We start from the raw sequence: 22,404 nt of genomic DNA, 5'->3' as shown, positions 1-22,404 counted from the left end.
AGTGCGCGCCCGCCGAAGGCCGTGGCAGGGCAAGTTCCTTCCCCCTCTCCGGTCCGGGCTCAGAGACGGCTCCCGCGATGGGCTCCGGGTCCTGCCAGACCTCAGCTCCGGCGGAACGTGGTGGGCGTCGATCACGCGGCCTCCCCGGTGAACAGCCGCTTCGCCGTTCTGATGTTTTCGTCCTCGGCGTCCGCGTACGCCCGGCCGGCGGCCCGGAGCCGCTCGGCCACGCCGTCGAGCACCTTGGGCAGCTCGCCGACCACCTTGAGCAGGCTCGCGCGCGGCTCGGCGAAGACCGCGCCGAAGCCCTGCCCGAGCGGGTCGTCGCCCCACGGTGTTCCGTCCGGGTGCGCCACGGCGGCGATCCGCGCCGCCGCCTCGGCTGCCTCACTGGACGGCGCGGCGGCTCGGGCGGCCGCCTTGTTCAGGTCGTCCGTGCTCACGAGCAGGGAGTCCGTGAGGTCCGGCGCGTCCCCGTCCGGAAGCACCGGGATCGACGAGTCGTATCCGGGCGCCGAGACGGGGACATTGCGGTATCCACCGGCCGGAGCTGGAACATCCGAAGTGGGCATCCGTCGAGCCCATCAGGACATACGTGATCTTGGAACGGCGTTAACGGCTTCGGTACGGGTGACGGCCCGCTCTTGACGGGCCGTTCACGCCGCTCAGTTCCACTTCTGGTTGTCGGTGCCGGCGCAGTCCCAGATCTGCGCGGGCACACCGTTGCCCGGGTTGCCGTCGGGCACGTCCACGCACTTGTCGACCTTCAGGCTGACCAGGTCGTTGCGTACGTTCAGGTCGAACTTCTGGGCGGACGAGCCGTCGCAGCCGGCCAAGACGAGACGTGCTCCGTTACCGCTGCCGTCGAGCCGCACACACCAACCGCGTACGCGCATCGTGCCGTCCGACCGGAAATCGAAACGCTGCGCATCGCTGGAGTCGCAGGCCCAGAGCTGCACGGCGGAACCGCGGCCGTCGAGACAGGTGTGGGTCTCGTGGTTCCAGACCTCGATGCCCGGCGCGGTCGTGTGGGTCGCCGGCGCCTGGGTGGCCACCGGCGCCTTGATGGCCGCCGGTTTGGTGGTGGCCGCGGGAGCCGCCGCCGGGGCCGTCGTGGTCGTACCGCCATCGGCGGCCGGGGCGGCCGTTCCCGCGGGCGCTGCGGCACCCTGGGTGCCCGCCGGGGCGGCCGGAACACCGGCCGCCGGTGCCGAACCGGCGCGGGTGGCGACCGGCACGCCGGACAGCGACGGCGCCGGACCCGCGGACGACGACGTCGCGGGCGGTGCGGCGGGACCGCCGGCGGCGGCCGGGATCGACGCTTCCACCGAAGGCAGCTCGATGGAGGACGCGGCGGCCGTGTCGTCTCCGCGTGCCTGGGCAATGAGCGGCCAGGCGGTTCCGCCCACCACGACGACGAAGGCGGCCGCGGTGGCCCACCAGCGCCGCCGCGTCCGGCGCCGCGCCGGCGCGGGCGAGAGCGTGGCCGTGGTGGCGGCCGCGACTGCCACTTCCACGACCTTCGCCGGCTTGTCGTCGGCGGCCGCCGGCTCCGCCTCGGCATCGGCCTCGGTGGCGGCCGCAGCCGCTTTGCCGGCGGTCGCGCCCGGCTTGGCGGTCGCTGCTTTGGCAGCGGTCACGGCTTTAGCGGGGCTCGGGGCGATCGGGGCCGCGGGGGTTGCGACGGTCGGGCTCTCCGCGGGAATCTCGGCCGGCTTGGCCGTAGGCGCGGCCTCGGCGGGGGTCGCGGAGGGTGGGGCAGCGGTCGGCCCGCTCGCGGAGGAGACCGTCGGCGCGCCCTTGGAGCCGGGCGATTCGATGGTTGGCGGGTCGGCCGGGGAGCCGACTGGCTCAGCGGCCGCATCCGCGGGGGCGGTGGCCGGCACTCCGGCCGACGAGGCGACGGGCGGCGCCGAGACGGCCGGCGCCACAGCGGCGGGGGCCTCGCTGGCGGCCGCGCGCAGCAGGCGCTCGGCCTCGTCCGCGTCGGCGCGCTCGGCCGGGTCCTTGCGCAGCAGCGCGTCCAGAACCGGGCCGAGGGCGCCGGCCTGCTTCGGCGGCGCCGGCGCCTCCACCATGAGGGCGGCCAGCGTGGCCATCGGCGACGACTTCTCGAACGGCGGCCGGCCCTCGACCGCCGCGTACAGGGTCGCCCCGAGGGACCACAGGTCGGCCGCCGGGCCCGGCTCCTCGTCGAGCGCGCGCTCCGGAGCCAGGTAGGACGGCGAGCCCAACACCACTCCCGTACGAGTCATGGCCGAGTCGCCGGTCATGGCCGCGAGCCCGAAGTCGGTGAGCACGACCCTGCCGTCGAGGCCGAGCAGCACGTTGGCCGGCTTCACGTCGCGGTGCAGGATGCCGGCCGCGTGAACCGCCCGAAGACCGGCCAGGACGGCCAGGCCGACCTCGGCCGCCTGCTCGGGCGCCATCGGGCCGTCCTCGTTGATCACGTCGTGGAGGGCGCGAGACCGTACGATCTCCATCACGATCCACGGGGCGTCGTCCTCGTGCACGACGTCGAAGATCTTCACCACGTTGGCGTCGTCGACGCGGGCGATCGCGCGGGCCTCACGGATCGCGCGCTCGCGCAGGTCACCGAGCTCCTCGGCGGTCAGGCCGCCGGGCGTCAGCTCCTTGACGGCCACGTCGCGGTCGAGCAGTTCGTCGCGTGCCTCCCACACGACGCCCATGCCACCCGTGCCGATGGGCTGAATGAGGCGATAGCGGCCGGCGAGAACGGAGGTGGCCATCAGTGCAGGTTGATTTCGATCGGGCCCATGCGCTGCTCGGCGAGCCGCCGCGCACTGTCGCCGGCCGCGTGGACCGCCTCCGTGATCGCCGTGGCCAGACGGTCGGCGTCGCGGTGGTCGAAGACCGTGGGGTCGACCCGTACCGTCTTGAGCTCGCCGAGCCCACCGGCGATCACGGTCACCGTGCCGTCGGCCGAGCGGCCGGTCACGATCGACTGTTGCAGGGAGGCCTGGGCCTCGCGCATGCGCTGCTCGAAAGCCCGCGCGTCGGCGAGGAACTTCTCCACCTCGGGTTCCATGGTTTTCCTTTCAGCCGACCGCGGCCAGGCCACCGGCCGGCCGGGCCGGATCGGACGCGGCCACCGGCGCGCGCAGATCGGCGAGAGCGAGGGTGCGGGACGCGGCCATGCGGCTCAGCGCGGCGGCCAGTTCGTGGGCGGCATGCACCGTAGGGCGGGTGAGGTTGGCGGCCAGGCCGACGACGGCCGCGCGCACGTCGGCCGGGACCTCGTGCCCCCGCCGTACGAGCTGGCGCACCACGATCTCGGCGAGCTCCTCAGTCGCGTAGGCCGGCATCTCCCAGCGCCGGCCGAAGACCTCGGCGACGGCCGGGACCGACCGGGTCAGCGCGGCTACGTCCGCAGGCTCGCCGACGAGCACGACCACGGGCTCGGCGAGCTTGCCGCGCATCTGCTCGACGAGCGCCTCGACCGCCTCGACGGTGTTCTCACCGGGAACGAGCTCGACGACGAGCACTCCGCCCTCGGCGTCGTCGAGCGCGGCCCGCGCCAGGCTCGGAGCCTGACCCGGCCACTGCGGCGCCAGCTCGACACCGGTCGAGACCCGCACCAGCTGGCCGACCGGCACGAGGTCGAGCTCGGTGAGCGCCGCCGTGTAGAGCCGGGCGATCTCCCGCCGTCCGCTCCCGACGGTACCGCTGAGCACGACGTTCGCGTTCTTTCCGTACGCCCTCCGGCGGTTGCGCAGATCGCAGAGCTCGAGCAGACCCGCGCCGAGCGCCTCCCGGGCGTTCGCGGCGCCGACCAGTCCGGAAACCCGGCGCCAGCTGCGGGTGGCCCGGATGGCGCCGTTCGGGTCGGTCGCGCTGTCGGGCGCGCTCGTCTGCTCGACTGGCAGATCGTCGAGCAGGGCCAGTTCGGGCGCGACGTCGGGCGCGGTGAGCCGGTTGAGCTCGGTGTCCTTGCTCGGCGGGTTCACCGCGAGCCGGGACGCCTGATTGTTGATCATTGCCTCGAAGAGCTTGCGGGCCACGCGGCCGTTGCCGAACGTCGCATTCTTCGGGATGCGCTCGAAGTACGTGGTGAGCGCGTCGACCGCGTCGTCGGTCAGCTCGTAGTAGTGCTTGGTGCTCAGGTTCGAGGTGATGGTGACCAGCTCGGCCACCGAGTAGTTGGGGAACTCGACGGTCCGCGTGAACCGGGACGCGAGACCCGGGTTGGACTCGAGGAACTTCTCCATCAGCTCGGAGTAGCCGGCGACGATGACGACGAGCTCGTCGCGGTGGTCCTCCATCATCTTCATGAGCGCGTCGATGGCTTCCTGGCCGAAGTCCGGCCCGGAGCCGCCGCTGCCGGCCGACAGGGTGTACGCCTCGTCGATGAAGAGGACGCCGCCGAGCGCCTTGGTCACCAGCTCGGTCGTCTTGATGGCGGTCGAGCCGATGTATTGCCCGACCAGATCGGCCCGAGCCGCCTCGACCATGTGGCCCTTCGACAGCACGCCGAGTTCGGCCAGCACCGAGCCGTAGAGGCGGGCCACCGTCGTCTTACCCGTGCCGGGCGGGCCGGCGAAGATCAGGTGCCGGCTCATCGGCGGCATCGGCAGACCCATCTGCTGCCGGACCTGGGCCATCTTGATGAGGTTGATGAGGCCGGTGACCTCCTGCTTGACGCTGCGCAGGCCGATCAGCTCGTTGAGCTCACCGAGCGGGCCGGCGAGCTCGCTCGCGGGCTCGTCGTTCGCGGCCGGCGCCGCCTCGGCCGACGGAGCCGGTGCCGGGGACGTGGCGCCACCGGTGGACATCGCCTCGATGCCGAGCTGCGCCCCGGATTCCTCGCGGACGTCCTCGGCGTTGCCTCGCAACGCGCAGCGGGTCACCGTGAACGGCTTGGTCTCCCGGGCGTGGATGCCGGCCGCGCCGCTGCCCAGGATCTCGCAGTCGGTGAGGGAACCGGCGGCCCCGTCCTGAAGGACCACACCGTCGCGCCGGGCGTCCCGCACGCGGAGCTGGGTCGCTGTCACCTGCCCGCCGCTGACACGCAGGCCGTCGCCGGGAGCGCCGCCGATCTCGCCGTCGCGCAGTTCGAGCCGGGATCCGGACACCGTGACGCCCGATCCGGCGACGACCACCGAGGTGAGGGTCAGCGTCGAGCCTTCCTCGGCCGTTACCGTGCTCTCGCCGCCGCCGTCGAAACGAGCCTCTCGTACGGTGGCCCGGGCGCCGGTGAGCCGCAGCGCCGGCGCGCCTGAGACGGCGAGGTCCTCACCGTCCAGACTGGTGTCGTCACGCACCACGAGACCGGCGCCGCGGTCGAGCTCGGCCCGCAACCGGCGCATCGTCACCTTGCCGCCGCCGCCCAGCACGGCCAGGTGTTCGCCGGTGTCCCGCACGGTCAAGCCGGAGAAGGTGGGCGAAGCCCCGGCCTCGGTGGCGACGGCGACCGGCGAGCCGGTGACGGTGCAGTCGGTCAGGGTCGGCCGCCCTCCCCCGGCGACGTGGATCGCGGTGTGGCCGGCGCCGGTGAACGTGCAGCCGGTGAAGCGGGCACTCGATCCGTCGGTGATGTGCGCCCCCTGCAGCGCCGCGCCGGTGAATGACGAGTCGGCGATCGTCACGTCGGCCTCCCCCCGTAGGAAGACGTCCACGTTGGCGCTGTCGCGCACGGTCAGGCGGCTGATCCGGGCCTGTGCCCTCTTCTCCACGACGAGGGCCGGCTTCTGCGAACCGGAGATCTCGCACTGCTCGATGACCAGCCGGCTCTCGCCGTTGGCGCAGATGCTGTTGGCGGGGGCGTCACGCACCACGCAGCGGCGCAACGTGAGCGCGCCGGTCTCGCCGACCACGATGCCCGACGTGGCGACCGGGGCGACCACGGTGTCCTCGACCGTTCCGGTGCCCTTGGACATCAGCACGATCCCGGCCCCGGCGGTGCTGGATACCGCGCACTTGCGCATCGCCAGCGACCCCTGAAGCCGGGCCAGCACGGTGACCCACGAGGCGCCGCTGATCCGGCAGTCGTCCAGGGCGACCTCGCCCGAGTAGACGTCGACGGCCGCCAGCTTCGGATCGCCACTCGAGAGCGTGAGCCCGCGCAACTGCGCGCCCTCGCCGTGGACGACGAGCACGCTGCCCTCGTCGACGTGCACCTCGACCGGGCCGCCGGGCTCGGCGCTGATCGTGATCCGGTTGCCGACGACGAGCTTCTCGTCGTACCGCCCCGGATGCACGGTGATCGTCGAACCGGCCTCGGCGCGGGCCAGGGCCGCACCGATGGTCGGGAAGGCACCCGCCTGCCGCGCGCCCACCACCAGGACCTGCCGGCTCATCGACCGGCCTCCTTCCTGCGCTCCAGGCCGGGCAGCACGTCGAAACGCGCCCGCGCGGCCTCGCCGATCCGTCGCTTCTCCGTGCCACCGGCCCAACGGTCCAGGCTGCGGGTCAGCGCGGTGACAGCCAGCTCGTCGAGCGACACCCGGTTGGTGTCGACCCGGCCGGTGCCGTCGATCTCGTTGCCGCCGATCTCCCGCATCAGGATCGCGCCGCGTTTGCCGGGCTCCGGCCGGCGCAGCTCCAGCACCTTGAAACTGGTGCCGGGCAGGTAGACCACCCGGTCGTCGATGCGCTCGCCGCCCTCGGGCTCCAGCAGCGCCGTCCGGCGAGCGGTCATCGACCAGATCAGCACGTCGGTGTCACCCTCCTGGGACACACAGGGCTGGGTCAACGCGGTGACGAAACCCCAGTCGGTGACCAGCTTGCGGTCCTCGTACAGGGCCCATTCCTCGGCTATCGGCGACCGGCGGAACACGGTGGTGCCCCGGAACGACGGCAGCCGCGACAGGCCGGAGACAGCGGCCCGGGCCAGCGGGACATGCGGTCCGTTGCGCCCGCCCCGCAGACCGGCGTCGACCCCTTCGCCGCGCGGCGACAGGACCAGGCGTACGGCGACCGAGTCGGCCAGCAGGTCGTCCTTGGTCAGCGAGCCGCTCTGCATGCCCGGGTGCTCGGACAGGATGCGCGCCACCGAGCTCGCCATGGCGTCGAACTCGCGGCTCATCGTGCGGTGCAGCCAGCCGCGCTCCTCGTCGAGCGCGCGGTTGGGCAGAAGCGCGCTGGCCGAGGCTCCGGGCACCGGCTGCAGCCGAGCCGGAGCCGCCGGCGCGGGCGGCTTGTCGGTAAGCGCCTTCTTGGGCGGTTCGGCCGGGCCCACCGGGCTGGCTGGTCCTACCGGACTGGTCAGGCCCACCGGACTGGTCGCTCCTACTGGGCTGGTCGGGTCGGCGGGTGCAACCGCGGGCACCTCAACGGCGGCGATCGACACCTCGGCCACCGTGGAGAACACCGCCTCGACCGGCGGCGCCACCAGATCCGGGCTGGCCACCGGCGGCGCGGGCGGGACGGCCGCGGGCGGGGCGGTCGGGGCCGGCGAGGCGGTCGTCTCGGCCGTGGGCTCGACGGGGGCGGGCGGGGCGGGTGCCTCCATTGCCGGGGCAGGTGCCTCCGCCGCCGGGACGAACGCCTCGGCGGCAGGGAACGGCGCGGGCGCTTCGACGGACGAGGACGGGACCGGTGCCCCGGCCGCGACCGGCGGCGCCGGCTCCACGGCCGACGCGGGCTCCGCGAGCCCGGCGACATCGGCTGCGGCGGCCTCGTGCACCGGACCCATGGAGACGCGACCCAGCGAGTACGTGACAGCCGGGGCGGTGGCCTCCTCCGTCTCTGTCGGAACGGATGCCGAAGCGACGACCGAGCCCGGCCGCACGGCGGCGGTCGGCTCGGCCTGCGCTGAGCGGCGCGACTTCTTCCCGGCCGATGCTCCCACCGCGGACGGCAGGCGGAGGGCGACGGTGTTGGCCGCGGAGAGACGCGGCACGGAAGCCGAGGTCGGCGCGGGCACCTCATTCGGAGCGGGCATCGCGGTCTGCGCGGGCACCGCCGTCGGGGCGGGCACGGCCGTCGGGGCGGGCACGGCCGCCGGGGCGGGCACGGCCGCCGGGGCGGGCACGGCCGCCGGGGCGGGCACGGCAGCGGCGGTCGGGGCCGGGACGACGGCCTGGGCTGAGACCCGGACCGGGGCGCTCGAGACGATCGGGTTCACGTCGGCGGCGGCGCGGGCCGCTCCGGCCCGCTTCATGGCCGGGGCGACCGCCGACGATGCGACCAGGGCGCTGCCCACGGCGGCCGGCTCGTCGAGGCGAGCGGCGAGGTCGGCTGCCAGTTCGCGCATGCGGGCCGCCTTGTCGGCCGCGGTGTCGTCGAAGATGAGCAGGCCGCCCTCGGGGTCGAGGGCGGTGCCGCGTACGCGTTCGGCGTTGGCCGGCTCGTCGGCGCCACGCACCCACAGGCCGGCCTCGACGACCTCGACCACGGCGTCCGGCGCGTACCAGAACACGCGGTCGTCCTGCTCGTCGGTGCCGTCGAGGGGCGAACGATGGCTGATCACTTCGGCCCGGCGCGGGCGGGACTGCGTGTGGACGCGCGGCTGATAGGCGAGTTCCTGGGCGAACGGTGACCAGCCGAGCGAGCCGTCGGCGCGGACCGTACGCAGCTCGAACTTGGCCGGGCTGCCGACCGGCACACCGGTGTAGCAGACGACGCTCGTGCCGAGCAGGTCGGCCAGCGCCTGCCCGAGCGGCTCGCCCTCCGGGATCCGTACCTCTCCGTATTGAACGAACCGGGCCCGCGAACGGGCGTCCTCGTCGAGCTCCCGCCAGAAGCGGACCACGTCGTCGAGCGAGAGTGACGGGGTTCCGGGACAGCCGAGCAGGACCGTCATCCGGTCGGGCTGACACGGCACGCCCGCGATGAGGCGCTGGCGGTGCGCCGCCACGGTGTGCTCGTCCCGTACGTCATGGATCCAGACGCCGCCCGGCAGCGGCTCGATCTCGCCGACCGAGCTGGAGGGCCGGCGGTCGGTGACCGCCCGGTCCCAGGCCGGGGCCGGATAGCGCTTGGCCTCCCAGGCGGGCGGCCTGCCGGGCCGGAACCGGACCCAGCCGCTGCCCGGCATCGCGTCGACGAAGAGGTTCCCGGCGGCGCCCCGGATCAGGTCGCCGTCGGGGGCGATGACGGTGCGGTTGAGGCGTTCGGAGAGCCACTGCCCGGCCATCGCGGCCGCGTTGCGCTGGCGGCCGCAGGCGACCAGCCGAATGCCGCGGCGGCGCCGGGGCAGCACGCCGGCCATGGCCTCCCACGAGTTGATGGGCATGCCCTCGCCGAGGTCGAGGACCACGATGTCGTTCTCGGCGTCGGCGACCACGGCGAGCGCCAGCGACTGGGCCTCGGCGCTGATCTTGTCGTCGCCGCCGTGCAGCACGACCGCGTTGCCGACGGTGTGCTGCGCGACGCCGCCGGGCTCGTCGCCCTTGCCGCGCAGCAGGTTACGGATTCCGTTCGCCATCTTGTCTCACCCTCTCGCGAGGCCGATCAGGGCCTTCTGGCTCAGCTGGGGGCCCTTCGGCATCAGTGCCAGCAGGGCCGCCGGTACCGGCACGACCACGGCGAGGTTGAGCGCGCGCTGCGTGTCCTGATCGGCGATCGGGTAGGCCAGGCCGGACTCCGCGATGAACGTGACCGGCTTCAGCGTCTTCGGGTGGGGAACGGGTACGACCGCCATGCCGGTGCTCGGCGCGGCGACGACCCGGGTGGTGCCGTCCGCGTTGACGGCCGAGCGGTCCGGGGACGCGTACCCGACCAGGGTCTGGAACGTGTCGTTGGGGCCGGGCGCCTGCCGCTGGCAGAGGACACCGCCGGCCGGATCCTGAGGGCTCGCGCCGGTCAGGTCGGGCAGCCGGTCGACCAGCGTACGGTCGATGGACTGCTTGGCCGCGACGACCTGGGCCGCCGTCAGCTCCACGCCAGCTGCGTCGGGACGGGCTGCGGCCAGCAGGAACTCGGTCGCGCTGATCGGCGCGAGGCCGTCGGTGCGCAGGACGAAGAATTGTTCCTGGCCGGAGGCGGGCCGGAGACGGAAGAGCGTGCCGATGCGCCGGCTCTTCCCGGCGACCACCGGGCCGGCGTTGCCCGCGCCGGGGATGAGGGCGGCGCCGAGCCACGGGCCGTCGGGCAGCCAAGCGAGCCAGGTCGCTGGGGCCAGCGGCGCGGACGTGCTGCCGGCGCCGAGCGCCACGAGCGCGGACTTGTCCCGTACGAGATGCTTGTGGCCCTGGAAGATGACGTATCTGCGACCGGCCGCGTCGCGGACGACGGTGAATCGACCGGGCGCGATCGGCTCCACGGCGGCCGTCGGGTCGAGGTTGATGCCGAGCGCCTTCGGGCTCGGGTTGTCGACGCGGGAGCCGGGCAGGCAGACGAGCCACGGCCCGGCCACCGGGGTCTGCGAGACGACCGATTGCGGCCAGCGGTAGTCGCCGAGCTCGCCCCCTCGGGGCACGTCCTTGAGCGACGAGCGCGAGATGAGCTTCACCGTCATGCCGCTGCCGAGCAGCAGCGACGCCGTGGTCACGTTGGCCACCGGGCGCAGCGAGCCACCGAGGTAGATGTAGCGGTTGCCGGTCTCCTTCTCGACCAGCAGCTGACCCGCTTTCTTGTACGCGGTGCTGCCGCCCGGCACGATCCAGCCGTACACGGCGAATCCGGCGATGACGAGCACCGCGGCCAAAATCCCGAACAGCAGGCCGGTGAGGGCGCGCTGGCCCGGGATCTCGGCGCTGGTCGGGTCGCCCTTGACCAGGGCCGAGCTGAGCCGGCCCATCATGAACTGGTGGGCGTGGACGTGGTCCCGCTGAGTTTGCACGGTCGCCTACCCGAACAGTCCGCGGGCCCAGCCGTACAGGCCGAGAACCTGGGCGACCACGGGCAGGACGGCCACGCCGGTGGCCACGTCGAGGAAGGTGGCCGCGTACTCCCAGAACGGAAGCATGCGCTGCGGCCAGGGGCGCAGGGCCGCCATCACGAGCGGGATCAGCAGCACCAGCAGGACGCCGACCATCGCGTACCGCGCACCGACGGGCAGCGAATCGGCGAAGCGCAGGATCACCGTGCCGTAGCCGGCGACACCCGCGGCGACCAGGGCGAGGCGCTGGATCAGACCGTAGAACGTGCGCGCACGCAGCAGGATCGCGCTCGAGATCAGCAGCACCAGCGTCCAACCGGCCCAGCCCGGGGCGTCGCCGACGTAGTGGAACAGCACCGGCAGCAGGACCGCGGCGACCGCGATGGCCACGGTCAGGTAGGTCTCGGCATCGCTCGTACGGTCACGCACCATATCGGACTCGGCGGGCTCGATGTCGTACGCCATGTCCTCGCCGGTCTTGGGCAGCTGCGGGCCGCGCAGGCGGGACAGCTTGACCGCGACCCGGGGGGCCAGCACGACGACACCGAAGAGCACGACAATGGCGCCGGCACAGGTGTGCCGCACGTTCGCGCCGGCCGCCGCACCCAACAGGACCATGAGCACCACGGCGAGGGCGGTCACCCCGACGAAGAGCATCGGCCCGAACGGGAGGTACGGAGTGACGGTGCGCTGAGTGATCAGGAGCAGCCCGCTGACGACGACGATCGCCACGGCACCGGCCAGCACCGACCCGTCGGCCGCGATCGCGGCGGCCAGCGCGGCGAACCCGGCCGATCCCGCGCCGAACAGGAACGCGAACCGGCCGTCGTCCAGCTTGCGCGCACTGACCAGGGCAGCTGCCAGCAGGGCCCCGGCGAGGGCACCACCGGCGACGACCTGCGGCAGCACCGGGCCCTGGGCGACGATCGCCCACCCGACGAGCACCATCAGGATCGCCGACAGCACGAGGAACAGCGGACGGCGGTACTCGGCCTGCCAGCGGTCGGCGCGGCGGTTGACCACCGTGGCGACCCCTTCGGCGAGGTCGTCGAAGGCGAGCTCGGGCAGCGGATCCTCGGCGCGGCGCAGGTGCAGCCGTTCGCCCTCGACCCAGTCGAGGGTCCGCGGCGTGCCGGCGAGCTCGAAGGGGTTCTCCCCCAGGCGTTGCAGCACCCACGGACCATCGGGCAGGTCGCGGTCGAAGCCGCCGCCGGCGCTCGTGTGCTGCAGCAGCATCGGCAACAGGTCGGCGACGGGCGTGCCCACCGGCACGGCCAGGTCGACCTGCCGCTCCGGCCCGACGACCGTGACGCGGCAGAGCTCAGCGCTCGTTGGCGCGCTCATGGATGTACCTCTCTCATCGGCTCGCGCCGACGGCGACGTGGCCGGTCTGCACGAGCCGCAGACCGCGCCGGGTGACCAACTGGGCGCGGCCCGCCGGAAGACGCCGCGGGGCCGCCTCGCCGAGGAACTTGCCCTCTTCCTTCGGATACGAGAACAGCGTCGCGGGGCTCCCCAGCTCCCACATCCGGCGCAGGACGGGGTCCATCATGGCCCGCATCGCGCCGGAGGTGCTGCGCGCGACGATGAGGTGCAGGCCGATGGCCGCGCCCTGAGCGAGGAAGGGAAGCACCGGGTCGAGCACGGAGCCGACACCCTGCGACCTGGTCATCAGGTCGTAGTCGTCGACGACGACGAACAGCTCGGGCCCCTCCCACCAGTCGCGGCGGCGCATCCGCTCGGAGGAGATGTCGGCGCCGGGCAACCGCCGGTTCATCGACACCGACGTCTGGCCGGCCAGCTCGTAGAGCTGGTCGCCGGTGAACGCCGAGCCGACCTGGTAGGCGGCGTCGATCGCGGTGTCCAGGTCACGCCGGGAGTCGCCCAGCACCACCTTGGCCTGCTCCGGGCTGTACCGCTGCTGGACGGCCTGGAGCACCAGGCGCAACATGTTCGTCTTGCCGGTCTCGGTGTCGCCGAAGACCAGAAGGTGCGGCGTCGTCAGAAAGTCGTGCCAGACCGGAGCGAGACGCTGCTCGTCGCGGCCGAGGCAGACCCGGAACTCGGGCTCCGGTGTGGGCAGGTGCTCGGCGGCCAGGCTGGCCGGCAGCATCCGCACCGGCGGCGCCGGCGGTCCCGTCCAGAACGTGCTCATCTCCTCGGTGACGGACTTGGTCGCCTCGGCCAGGTCGCCGGTGGCCGAGCTGCCGTCGATACGCGGCAGCACACCCAGGAAGTGCATCCCGGCCGACGTGAGGCCACGTCCTGGTTGCTGCGGGACGGTGGCCGCCTTGCGGGAGCCGACGTCGGAGTCCATCGAGTCGGCCAGGCGCAGCTCGAGCTTGGTGCCCAGCATGTCGCGCAGCCAGGTGCGCATGTCGGACCAGCGGTTCGAGGTGACGATGACGTGGATGCCGAACGCCAGGCCGCGGGTCGTGATCTCCTGGAACTTGCCGTCCAGGTCGGAGAAGTCCTGCTTCATCGTGTACCAGCCGTCCACGATCAGGAACACGTGGCCGAACTGGTCCTCGATCTCGCCGCGGGCGCGGGCCGCCATGTACGACGTCATCGAGTCGAGGCCGCGCTTGGTGAACTCCTCCTCGCGACGCTCCATGACCTGCAGTACCTCTTCGATGGTGCGGACCACGCGATCGCGCTCCAGCCGGGTGGCGATCGAGCCCATGTGCGGCAGGCCGGCGACCGAGGCGAGACCACCACCACCGAAGTCGAGCCCGTAGAACTGCACCTCGCGTGGTGTATTGGCCAGCGCGAGACCGAGCATCAGGCTCCGCAGCAGCGTCGACTTGCCGCTCTGGGCGGCACCGGCGATGCCGACGTGACCGTCGGCGCCGCTCAGGTCGGCCATCAGCAGCTCGCGGATCTGCTCCGCGGGCTTGTCCACGATGCCGATCGGCACCCGGAGCCGGCCGTGCATGGCGGGGTCGTCGACCGTCATACCGCGTACGGGGTCGGGCACCACGCTGGGCAGCAGCGAGTCGAGGCTGGGCGCGGCGGCCAGCGGCGGCAACCACACCTGACGGGCCGGCGGCCCCGAACCGGCCAGCCGGTCGAGCAGCACCTCGACCAGACTCGGCCCGGACGGCTGCGAGGTGTCCACCTCGGCGACGACCTCGTCGGGAGCGGGCTCACGGGCCGGGTCGTACCGTCCGGCGGTCCCGTCGGCGGTGAACTCGACGATCTCACCACCGGCCGTTCCGGTGCCCACGGCCGCCGTCGAGCCGCCGGCCGGGGCGTACGGACCCGAGACATACGCCGATTTGAAGCGCACCAGAGTCGTCGTGTCGATCTTGAGATAGCCGTTGCCCGGCTCGGACGGCAGCTCGTAGGCGGCACCCACACCGATCACCGACCGCGATTCCATCGACGAGAAGGTGCGCAGGGCCAGCCGGTACGACAGGTGCCCCTCGACCCGGCTGATGCGGCCCTCGTCGAGACGCTGCGAGGCGAGCAACAGATGCACGCCGAGGCTGCGGCCGAGACGGCCGACCGAGACGAACAGCTCCATGAACTCGCTCTTGGCCGCGAGCAGCTCGCTGAACTCGTCCACGATGATCAGCAGCACCGGGAACGGCACCAGCGAGGCGCCACCCGCGCGGGCCTTCTCGTAGTCGAACAACGACGAGAAGCCGCTGGCCCGCAGCAGCTCCTGCCGCCGGGTCATCTCGCCGTTCAGCGCGTCCTGCATGCGGTCGACCAGGGGCAGCTCGTCGGCCAGGTTGGTGATCACCGCCGAGGTGTGCGGCAGCTTCTCCATGCCCATGAAGGTCGCGCCACCCTTGAAGTCGACGAGCACCAGATTGAGGATGTCCGACGAGTGGGTGGCGGCCAGTGCGCAGACGAGCGTACGCAGCAGCTCGCTCTTGCCCGATCCGGTGGCGCCGATGAGCAGCCCGTGCGGGCCCATGCCGCCCTGGGCCGACTCCTTCAGATCGAGCTCGATGATCTCGCCGTCCTCGGTGACGCCGATCGGCACCTGGAGGCGGTTGCGCTGCGGCTGCCGGGTGCGGAAGAGCCCTTCGACGTCGTAGGTATGGGCGTCGCGGATGCCGAGCAGGGCGGTGAGGTCAAAGTCGGAGTTCAGCGGCTCCTCGACCACTTCGACCACACCGCTGGTGCGTTTGGGAGCCATGCCGCGCGCCAGGGCGAGCGCCTCGGTGGTGCTCATCCGGTCGCGTGCCGCTTCGCCGACGGTGTCGCCGGCCGGGAACGTGACCTGATCCCCGGCCATGGTCAAGCGCAGCACCTTCGGACCGCCCGGCATCGTCCCGGTCAGGTCGAGCAGCACGACGTTGCGGATGCCGGCGCCGAGCAGGCGAGAGCCCTCCGGCAGGTCGGCCAGGTGTGCGACGACCACGACGAAGGGCTCGGTGCTCGACGGCCGACCTGACGGGTCGTGGTCGCCGCGGTCCGTGACCTCGGGGCCGAGCAGGTCCATCAACTCGTCGTGGCTGCCGGCGAACAGACGGACCGGACCGGCCGCGTCGATCGCGGTCGGGTGCGCGTTGTGCGGCAACCACTTGACCCAGTCCCAGGGCTCGCGATGCGCCCCGGGGGCGAGGATCGCCACCTGGGCCTCGTCCGGCGCGTGGAAGGTGACGAGCTGAGCGAGCATCGCCCGGGCCAGGTCGAGCGCCGCGTCGGCGTCGCCCTCGAACTCGATGCTGGTGAAGCTGCGCAACCCCACCGAGATGGGGATGCCGCCGACCGAACGGTACCCCTCTGAGAAGCGGCGCAGCGAGATCGACGACAGGGGTTCCAGGTCTTCGATCGGCTTGGTGGCCGGCGGCAGGAACCGCAGGAGGGCGGCCTGCCGGCCGAGTCCGATGCGGACCCGGCCGAAGTCGTCGTGGCTGGGCCGGCGCTCCCACAGCCGGCTGCCCGCCGCGAGTGACCACAACCAGTCGGGTTGCGGGTTGTTCCAGAGAACGAACTCGCGTTGCTGGGCCGCGGCCGTGCGCGCCTGCTTGCGGAGCTGGGCGATGTAGCGCAGGAAGTCCCGCCGCTCGCCGCGCATCTTGCGCTTGCGCTCGGAGGCCGACTTGCCGATCTGCATGACACCCATGAGCAGCATGCCACCGGCCATGGCGCCACCCATCACGTACATGATGGGCGCCCGGCTGTAGAGCCCGAACATGGCCATCATGCCGCCCATGCCCAGGCCCATCGGCACGATCATGGCGAACGACCGGAAGTCGAGCGGCGCCTCCTCCGCCATCAGCGGCGGCTCCTGCAGCTCGATCTCACCCTCGGGGCCCTCCGGGCCGGTCTGGCGCGGCGGGCGCTTGACGGTGACCGTGCTCATCCGAGCGCCCCGGTCCCGGAGTTCGCGCCGCCCCAGACGTCGTCGCTCTGCCGGAGCAGCTTCACGGCGTACCGGTCGTTGCGGAACCGCTCCAACATGCGCTGCTCGTCCTCGTCGTCGGTGTTCTTGCGCTCGGCCGGGGCCGCGGCCTCGGCCTCGGCCTGCTCCCGCTCACGGGCCTCGTCCCTCTCCTGTTTGAGGGCACGCATGAGCTCGAAACGCTCGTCCACGGTGATCGGGCCGCCGCAGCGCAACTCGCGCACCGGCTCGACCGGGGAGGCCGCGGACTCACGCCGGGGCCGCCAGACCTTCAAGGGCGCGGAGAACGGCTCAGACATCGGCCGGCCTCTCGGTGTCGCTACGGTCGGCGTCGGCCGGCTCGTCACCGAGCCACCACGAGCCGTCGGTGTCGTCCCAGTCGGCGGTGCCCGCTCCGTCCTCGTCGGGCCGCACGACCGGAACGCGGTCCTCCTCGGGCGGGGTCCGGTCGTCCTCGCCGGAGTGGTCCTCGCCCCACCGGTCCGCGTCCTCGGCCAGCAACTCGGCTGCCTCGGGGCGGTCGGGCGCCGCCCGGTCCTCCGGGTCGTCGGCGGGCCGGGTCAGCGGCGGCACCGGCTCGATGCCGCCGGGCTCCACCGGAAGCGGCGGGGCCTCCTCGGCCACCTCGGGCTCGTCCTCTTCGGGCTCGGACTCCTTCTCCTCCTCGGCGGTGTTGCCATTCCGGCCGAAGAGGAACGGGGCGGCCAGCAGGGCGGCGTCCCGGTCGCGCCGGTGGTCGGTCTTCTCCGGCGACACCGGTGACGCCACCGACATCGACGAGACCGGCGTCATCGGCTGCTCGGGGGCCTCACTCGGACCGGCCGGAACCGGTGTGGCCAGACCGGTACCGCCTGGCTGGGCACCACCGGGCGCGGACGGCCCGTCCACTGTGGCATCCGTGGGCTCCCACTCCTCGGCGTCACCGTCGAGCAGACCACCGGCGTCCGGTCGCTCCGGGAGAGCCGCGTTTCCACCGCCGGCCCCGGCAGGCGTACCGCCCGGCATTCCGCCGGGCGGGAAAGGCGCGCTGAGCCCGGTGCCGCCCGGCTGGGCGCCACCGGGCGCCGACGGGCCGTCCACGGTGGAGTCGGCCGGCTGCCAGTGCTCGGCGTCGCCGTCGAGCAGACCGCCGGCGTCGGGCCGGTCGGGCAGAGCCGTGTTGCCGCCGGCGCCGCCACCAGCACCGGGCGAGCCACCTGGTGGGAAGGCACCCGGCATCCCGCCGGCCGGGCTCGCCGTCGAATCCCCGAGGCCGGCACCGCCCGGGTGGGCGCCGCCGGGCGCGTCCGGAGCGCCGACGCTGGGCACGTCGCTTTCCCAATCCCCCGCGTCGCCGTTCAGCAGGCCGCCTGCGTCGGGCTTGTCCGGCAGGTTCGCGCCGCCACCACCGCCGGCGCCGCCACCGCCGCCGCCCGGCATGCCGCCGGGGAACCCGGCACCGGCGCCGCCACCCGAGCCGCCGACCGCGCCGGGCGCGCCGGGCGCGGTGTAGCCGGGGATGTCGACGCCGTCCCCGATACCGTCGCCGATGCCACTGCCGATGTCGTCGCCGGTCGGTGCGCCCGGTGCGGTGGGAGGCTTGATGCCGGTCCCGCCACCCGAGCCGACACCGGCCGGGGGCTTGACGCCGCCGACGGTCCCGCCGCCGGTCGAGCTCGAGGGCGGCTTCGGGATCGAAGGGGGAACGATCCCCGGGATCGAGCCGTTGTTCGAACCGCCCGAGATCGGCGCGCTTCCAGGGATCGAGGGCGGGGTGGCACCGCCACCGCCACCGATGCCGCCACCGGCCGGCGGGTTGATGCCGGGAATCGAGGGTGGAGGGACGCTACCGGCTCCACTGCCACCGCCGCCGGTCGGCGCGTCGATGCCGGGGATCGTGGGCGGGTTGCCGCCACCGATGCCGCCGCCCCCGGCGCCGTTGGGCGGGTCGACGCTGGGCACATCCGGCGTTTCCAGGTCCTGGGTGCCCATCTCGGGCGGGTTCGCGCCTCCGCCGCCAGGCGTGTCCAAGTTCGGGGTGGAGACGTTCGGGGCGCCTCCACCACCGCCACCGCCGCCGGGCGCGCTGATGTCCGGCATGTTCGGGGTGGTGACGCTGTTCGGGTTCGGCGACGTCAGGCTGTTCGAGTTGTCCTTGTCGGGAGCGATGACACTGTCGTACGTCAGCTGGTACTGGGTGGCGACGACGTCGACCACCTGCGCCATCTGGGCGGCCATCTGCTTCTCGTACGGCGTGCCGGTGATCGAGACCTGACCGGTCTTGCTGGACGAACTGGTGCCCATGGCCGCCGCGTAGGTGGCCCAGGCCCCGTCGAGGTAGCGCATCGCACCTTGCGCCCACGCGAGCAGGTTGGCGCCCTTCATCAGCTGGCCGGGGACGGAGTACTCGCCGCCCGTGCCGTCGCCGCCGGAGATGCGCTCGGCCTGCGCGCCGAGGTAGTCGGCGAAATACTCCATCTCGGAGAGGAACGCGTTCGCAGCTGCGCCCTGCCAGGCCTTGCCCTCCCCCGCGATCGCCTTGGAGTGGTCCCGGATGAAGGTCTCGAGCCAGCTCAGCGTCTCGTAGGCGCGCTGGAACGACGCCGAGGCATCGGCCAGGGACTGCGGGTTGACCAGCCCGGCGGCATAAGTCGCTCCCTCGTCCGAGTTGATCCCGGCGCCGCCGGTGATCGACGCGAGCAGCTTGTGCCAGCCACCGGACTCTGTCGCCCACTTCTTGTAGTCGTCCAGGTCGGTGATCGGGACCGTCGTCGGCGGGAACCACGAGTTGCCGTGGCTCGGATCTTGCCAGGTGTCCTTGTCGGGCTCTGAGGGCATGGGGTGACCTTCGGGTGGGGAGGGCAGGCCAGTGGGTGGGGCCGGTTACTTGTTGGAGCTCTTGTCGCCGTCGCCGTCGCCGCCGCCGCTGCTGCTCGAGGTCGTCTTGCCGTACTGGTCGATCCGCTCGATCTTCTTCCAGGCGTCGTCCATCGCCTTGGTGAAGTTCTTGTTGAAGTCCTCGGTGTTCTCGTACTCCTTGATCGCGTGGTGCAGGCTCGCCTGGAGCGCGACCAGCGATCGGTTCACCGACAGGAGCAGAGCCCTGGTGTCGCCCTTGAGACCGGAGTCGCTCGAACCGGCGCCCATGACCTTCTGGCGCAGGACTTCCGCCTTGGCGAAGCCTCCCGGCTTGGGGTCGACACGTTCGCCGAGATCCTGGTAGGCGTCCCAGGCGACGCCGTGGCCGTCGCCGGCGACGTTCGCGAGGTTCTTCAGGAAGTAGTTGATAGCCTCGGTGCTGACGACCATCTCGCCGCTCTTGTTGTCCGGGCCGCTGTACTCCTTGGTGCCGGGAGGCGGCGTGAACCCGGAGTTCGAGTTGGGCATGTACTGCTTGCCGGAGTCGAAGTTGTCGAACTTGATGTCGTCGGACGAGCCCGCGGACGGCTTGGGCTTGGGCTCGTTGTTGTTGTCGAAGTCGTGGCCCCACGTGTTGCCACCGGCATTGGTGTCACCACCGTCAGCGGCGTTCACGGCGAGGTTGTTGATCTTTGGCGGGTTGAACGTCGCGCCACCGCCGTCGTTGTCGGCGAGGGTCTTGTAGGCCGCGTTCTCGTCCGGCGTGTACTTGCTGGTGTCGTAGCCGTCCGGGCCGACGTTGCCGTTCGGGTTGTTCTTGTTGTCCTGGATGTCCTTGTTGATCTTGTCGTAGACCGCCTTGGTCCAGCCGAGAGGGCTGCCCGTCTTCTCGTCGTGCTGCTCGAAGGCGGTGTGGTGGTTGTCAGGATCGGGGTAGTTCAGATCAACACCCATGGCAAGACCTTCCGGGATCTCGGCACGCCATCAGAAAGGGGACGCCGGCCGGCGAGGGGGATTCGCCGGCCAGCGGGTTACACCACCGGCCCATGGGGGCGCGGCGCGGAGGACGGGCGGGTCAGCGCTGCCAGAGCGCCGCGATCTGCGACTCGGTCATTCCGTACGTCTGCGAGATCTGAGCGAACGCGAGGCGCGCCTCCTGCAGGTGGTTGTTCATCTCGGTGGCGGACTGGGCCCACACCGCCTTGAAATGCGTGTACTGCTGAGCCGCGGCACCGACCCACTGGCCATTCAGGTTGGTCTGCACGCTCGCCTCCAGCTCGGCGAGCGCGGTGTCCATACCCTGGTTGATGCTCTGCATCTTTTCCATCGTGAGGTCAGCCTCGTTGAAGCTGAACTGGAAGTCAGACATCGTTTCCTCTTTTGCGTGGGGAATTGTTGCGGGGGAACTAACTGCCGACGAACGAAACGACAATCAGATGGGAAGAGCGGTCGAGAAGTTCTGGGCGGCGGCGGCCGCGGCGTCCTCGGCGTCCTGGTAGCTCTTCGACGACACGCCCATGGCCTCGAGCATGTGAATGAGCTCCTGAATCACGTTCTTGAACGACTGCTCCCAGCTGTCCATCGCGCTATTGAAGTTCTTTGACGCGTCACCGGTCCACGTGGTCTGAAGCACGAGCATCAGGTCGTTGACGGACTTCAGATCGTTGTTGAAGTGGTTCGTCGTCTCCTCGAACGTCTGGGCAACTTTGGCCATACCCGCTTGGGCGGTACCCACATTCTGCAAAGCCACGGCGGAACTCCTGTTCGGGACGAAGTCTGGAATTGGCGGGGGATATTTCCCAACGCGCGCCGCGGATATAGAAGTCGGTGCGGCGCGCTCGTGTCAACCGCGCTGTTGAATAGATCCCAAAAAGCGAGGGGGGTCCCCCGAAATGGGACGTGAAGGACATCAGCCGACGCTGCTAGCGTCGCACGGGCCAACCCGCCGGAACGGGGTTCGATTCGGCAGTGTCAGGGAGTCGCTCGATGGAGCTCGGTCATCACTTCGAAGACTTTTTCGAGGAATACAAGCGTCAGCGCGAACGACTCGGCGAAATGCAGCGGAAGATGAGCGAGATCTCCGCCACCGCTTCCTCACCACGGCGTGAGGTGACGATTACCGTCGGGCAGAACGGCGTACTCACCGACATTCAATTCGCCAACGGCGCCTACCGCCGGATGACTCCGGCCGACCTGACCGCGGCGATCCTGTCGACCTACGCCGAGGCCAAGGAGGCGGTCAACGAGAAGGCGGCCGACCTGCTGGCGCCGACGCTGCCGGCCGGCCTCGACGCCAAGGCGCTGGTGCGTGGCGAGGCCGGCGTCGACGCGTTCCTGCCGGCCGAACCGCGCGTGGCCACGAGCGTCCGCGAGATCCTCAGCCGCTTCAACCGGGCCGACGCCGAATGAGCCAGCCCAACGGTGACCTCTGGGTCCGGCCCGAAGGGGTCTCCCAGCTCGGCAACACCTACGCTTCCCACGCCGCCATGTACGAGCAGCACCTGAACCAGTTGAATGCGCTGCGCAGCCAGTACAGCAACGCCTGGGGCAACGACGACATGGGCAACCAGTTCTCCGCCAAGTTCCTCGAGGGGATGAGCAACCTGGAGAACCTGATCGGCGCGGTCAAGGGCGGCCTGGACTACACGGCGACCGGCCTGCGCCAGAGTGGCCACTCCTACCGCGAGGCGGACGACGACGCCAAGGACGCGTCACACAAGCTGGACGGCGCGTTCAACAACCTGTCGGCCAACCCCGGCGGCGGGGGTGGCGGTGGTGGTGGCGCCGTCGCTCCGGACATCAGCTCGGCCGCACGGCCCAACAGCGGCGGCCCCGCGACCGCGTCGCTTCGCACGGGCACGACCGACACGCCGCCGACCGGTGCGATCCGGGCGAGTACGGGCGGCGCCTCCCCGGCCGCCTCCCTCCGCACCGGCGAGACCGACGAGCCGCCCGGCGGGGTCCCCCGCAACGGCGAGTCCGCCGCAACGCCGCCCGCCACCCTTCGAAGCGGCGAGACCACGGCCGCGCCGGGCCCTTCCGGTCCGGCACCGGCCGACACGCCTCCCGTACGAACCTCGGTGCCCGGCCCGGAGAACGCCGCCACACCGCGCGTGCCCTTCGACCCGGCGACTCACACCAATCTGCTGGCCGACGGAAAGACGCCACCCGAGGGTTACCGCGTGACGGCGTTCGCGGCCGAGAACGACGGCACGGTCCGGTTCGACGCCAACCAGTACGACGCGGTCGCGCCCCTCGCCTACACCCCCGTCACCGACGCACACGGCTCGCCCGTCGAGCCGGGCGACGGCAAGCACTTCTTCCTCGTGAAGGACGCCCCGGAGACCGCCACCGCCCGCACCCCGATGTACGTCAGCATCCCGGCCGCCGGGCACTGACGCTGCGCCGCACAGCACAACGC

15 protein-coding genes are annotated in these 22,404 nt (G+C 71.9%); 2 read left to right on the top strand and 13 right to left on the bottom strand.

Going from position 1 to position 22,404, the window contains the following annotated elements:
• Nucleotides 1–131 precede the first annotated feature (131 nt).
• The 13 genes from ACQP2X_RS17600 to ACQP2X_RS17540 all read right to left on the bottom strand — a co-directional run bounded on the left by ACQP2X_RS17600 (nucleotide 132) and on the right by ACQP2X_RS17540 (nucleotide 20,697).
• A complete protein-coding gene (locus ACQP2X_RS17600; RefSeq protein WP_498698272.1) occupies nucleotides 132–572 on the bottom strand; it encodes a hypothetical protein in 441 nt (146 codons plus the stop codon).
• A gap of 93 nt (nucleotides 573–665) precedes the next feature.
• Nucleotides 666–2,750 (bottom strand): protein kinase domain-containing protein, encoded by a 2,085-nt coding sequence (locus ACQP2X_RS17595; RefSeq protein ID WP_498698269.1) that lies wholly within the window; start codon nucleotides 2,748–2,750, stop codon nucleotides 666–668.
• Nucleotides 2,750–3,049, bottom strand: a complete 300-nt coding sequence (locus tag ACQP2X_RS17590) for a YbaB/EbfC family nucleoid-associated protein (RefSeq protein WP_498698267.1) — start codon at nucleotides 3,047–3,049, stop codon at nucleotides 2,750–2,752. Before ACQP2X_RS17590 ends, ACQP2X_RS17595 begins: the two co-directional genes overlap by 1 nt.
• 10 nt (nucleotides 3,050–3,059) lie before the next feature.
• Nucleotides 3,060–6,317 carry a right-handed parallel beta-helix repeat-containing protein gene (locus ACQP2X_RS17585; RefSeq protein ID WP_498698265.1) on the bottom strand — a complete coding sequence of 1,086 codons (3,258 nt, stop codon included), beginning with the start codon at nucleotides 6,315–6,317 and terminating at the stop codon, nucleotides 3,060–3,062.
• Nucleotides 6,314–9,388, bottom strand: coding sequence for a hypothetical protein (locus ACQP2X_RS17580; RefSeq protein ID WP_498698264.1), 3,075 nt, complete (start codon nucleotides 9,386–9,388; stop codon nucleotides 6,314–6,316). Before ACQP2X_RS17580 ends, ACQP2X_RS17585 begins: the two co-directional genes overlap by 4 nt.
• Nucleotides 9,389–9,394: 6 nt before the next feature.
• Nucleotides 9,395–10,744 carry a type VII secretion protein EccB gene (gene eccB, locus ACQP2X_RS17575; protein ID WP_498698263.1) on the bottom strand — a complete coding sequence of 450 codons (1,350 nt, stop codon included), beginning with the start codon at nucleotides 10,742–10,744 and terminating at the stop codon, nucleotides 9,395–9,397.
• A 6-nt stretch (nucleotides 10,745–10,750) separates the two neighbouring features.
• Entirely contained in the window at nucleotides 10,751–12,127 is a 1,377-nt protein-coding gene (eccD, locus tag ACQP2X_RS17570; protein WP_498698261.1) for a type VII secretion integral membrane protein EccD, read from the bottom strand.
• A 13-nt stretch (nucleotides 12,128–12,140) separates the two neighbouring features.
• A complete protein-coding gene (eccCa, locus tag ACQP2X_RS17565) occupies nucleotides 12,141–16,106 on the bottom strand; it encodes a type VII secretion protein EccCa (RefSeq protein ID WP_498698260.1) in 3,966 nt (1,321 codons plus the stop codon).
• A complete protein-coding gene (locus tag ACQP2X_RS17560; RefSeq protein WP_498698258.1) occupies nucleotides 16,103–16,444 on the bottom strand; it encodes a hypothetical protein in 342 nt (113 codons plus the stop codon). The genes eccCa and ACQP2X_RS17560 overlap by 4 nt, the downstream gene beginning before the upstream one ends.
• Complete coding sequence (locus tag ACQP2X_RS17555) at nucleotides 16,437–18,962, bottom strand: WXG100 family type VII secretion target (RefSeq protein ID WP_498698257.1); 2,526 nt, start codon at nucleotides 18,960–18,962, stop codon at nucleotides 16,437–16,439. Before ACQP2X_RS17555 ends, ACQP2X_RS17560 begins: the two co-directional genes overlap by 8 nt.
• A gap of 45 nt (nucleotides 18,963–19,007) precedes the next feature.
• A complete protein-coding gene (locus ACQP2X_RS17550; protein ID WP_498698255.1) occupies nucleotides 19,008–19,937 on the bottom strand; it encodes a hypothetical protein in 930 nt (309 codons plus the stop codon).
• Nucleotides 19,938–20,058: 121 nt separating this feature from the next.
• A complete protein-coding gene (locus ACQP2X_RS17545) occupies nucleotides 20,059–20,352 on the bottom strand; it encodes a WXG100 family type VII secretion target (RefSeq protein ID WP_498698253.1) in 294 nt (97 codons plus the stop codon).
• Between the two features lie 63 nt (nucleotides 20,353–20,415).
• Nucleotides 20,416–20,697, bottom strand: a complete 282-nt coding sequence (locus ACQP2X_RS17540) for a WXG100 family type VII secretion target (protein WP_498698252.1) — start codon at nucleotides 20,695–20,697, stop codon at nucleotides 20,416–20,418.
• Nucleotides 20,698–20,969: 272 nt separating this feature from the next.
• Here ACQP2X_RS17540 and ACQP2X_RS17535 point away from each other — a divergent pair, with 272 nt between their 5' ends.
• Entirely contained in the window at nucleotides 20,970–21,392 is a 423-nt protein-coding gene (locus ACQP2X_RS17535) for a YbaB/EbfC family nucleoid-associated protein (RefSeq protein WP_498698250.1), read from the top strand.
• Nucleotides 21,389–22,381: a WXG100 family type VII secretion target gene (locus tag ACQP2X_RS17530; protein WP_498698248.1), complete on the top strand. Its 993-nt coding sequence runs from the start codon at nucleotides 21,389–21,391 to the stop codon at nucleotides 22,379–22,381. The genes ACQP2X_RS17535 and ACQP2X_RS17530 overlap by 4 nt, the downstream gene beginning before the upstream one ends.
• Nucleotides 22,382–22,404: the final 23 nt, after the last annotated feature.

It is taken from the genome of Actinoplanes sp. CA-131856, assembly GCF_050956135.1.
Taxonomy (GTDB): Bacteria; Actinomycetota; Actinomycetes; order Mycobacteriales; family Micromonosporaceae; genus Actinoplanes.
The sequence above is the reverse complement of the archived record's forward strand: the minus strand, read 5'-3'. Positions and strand labels throughout refer to the sequence as shown.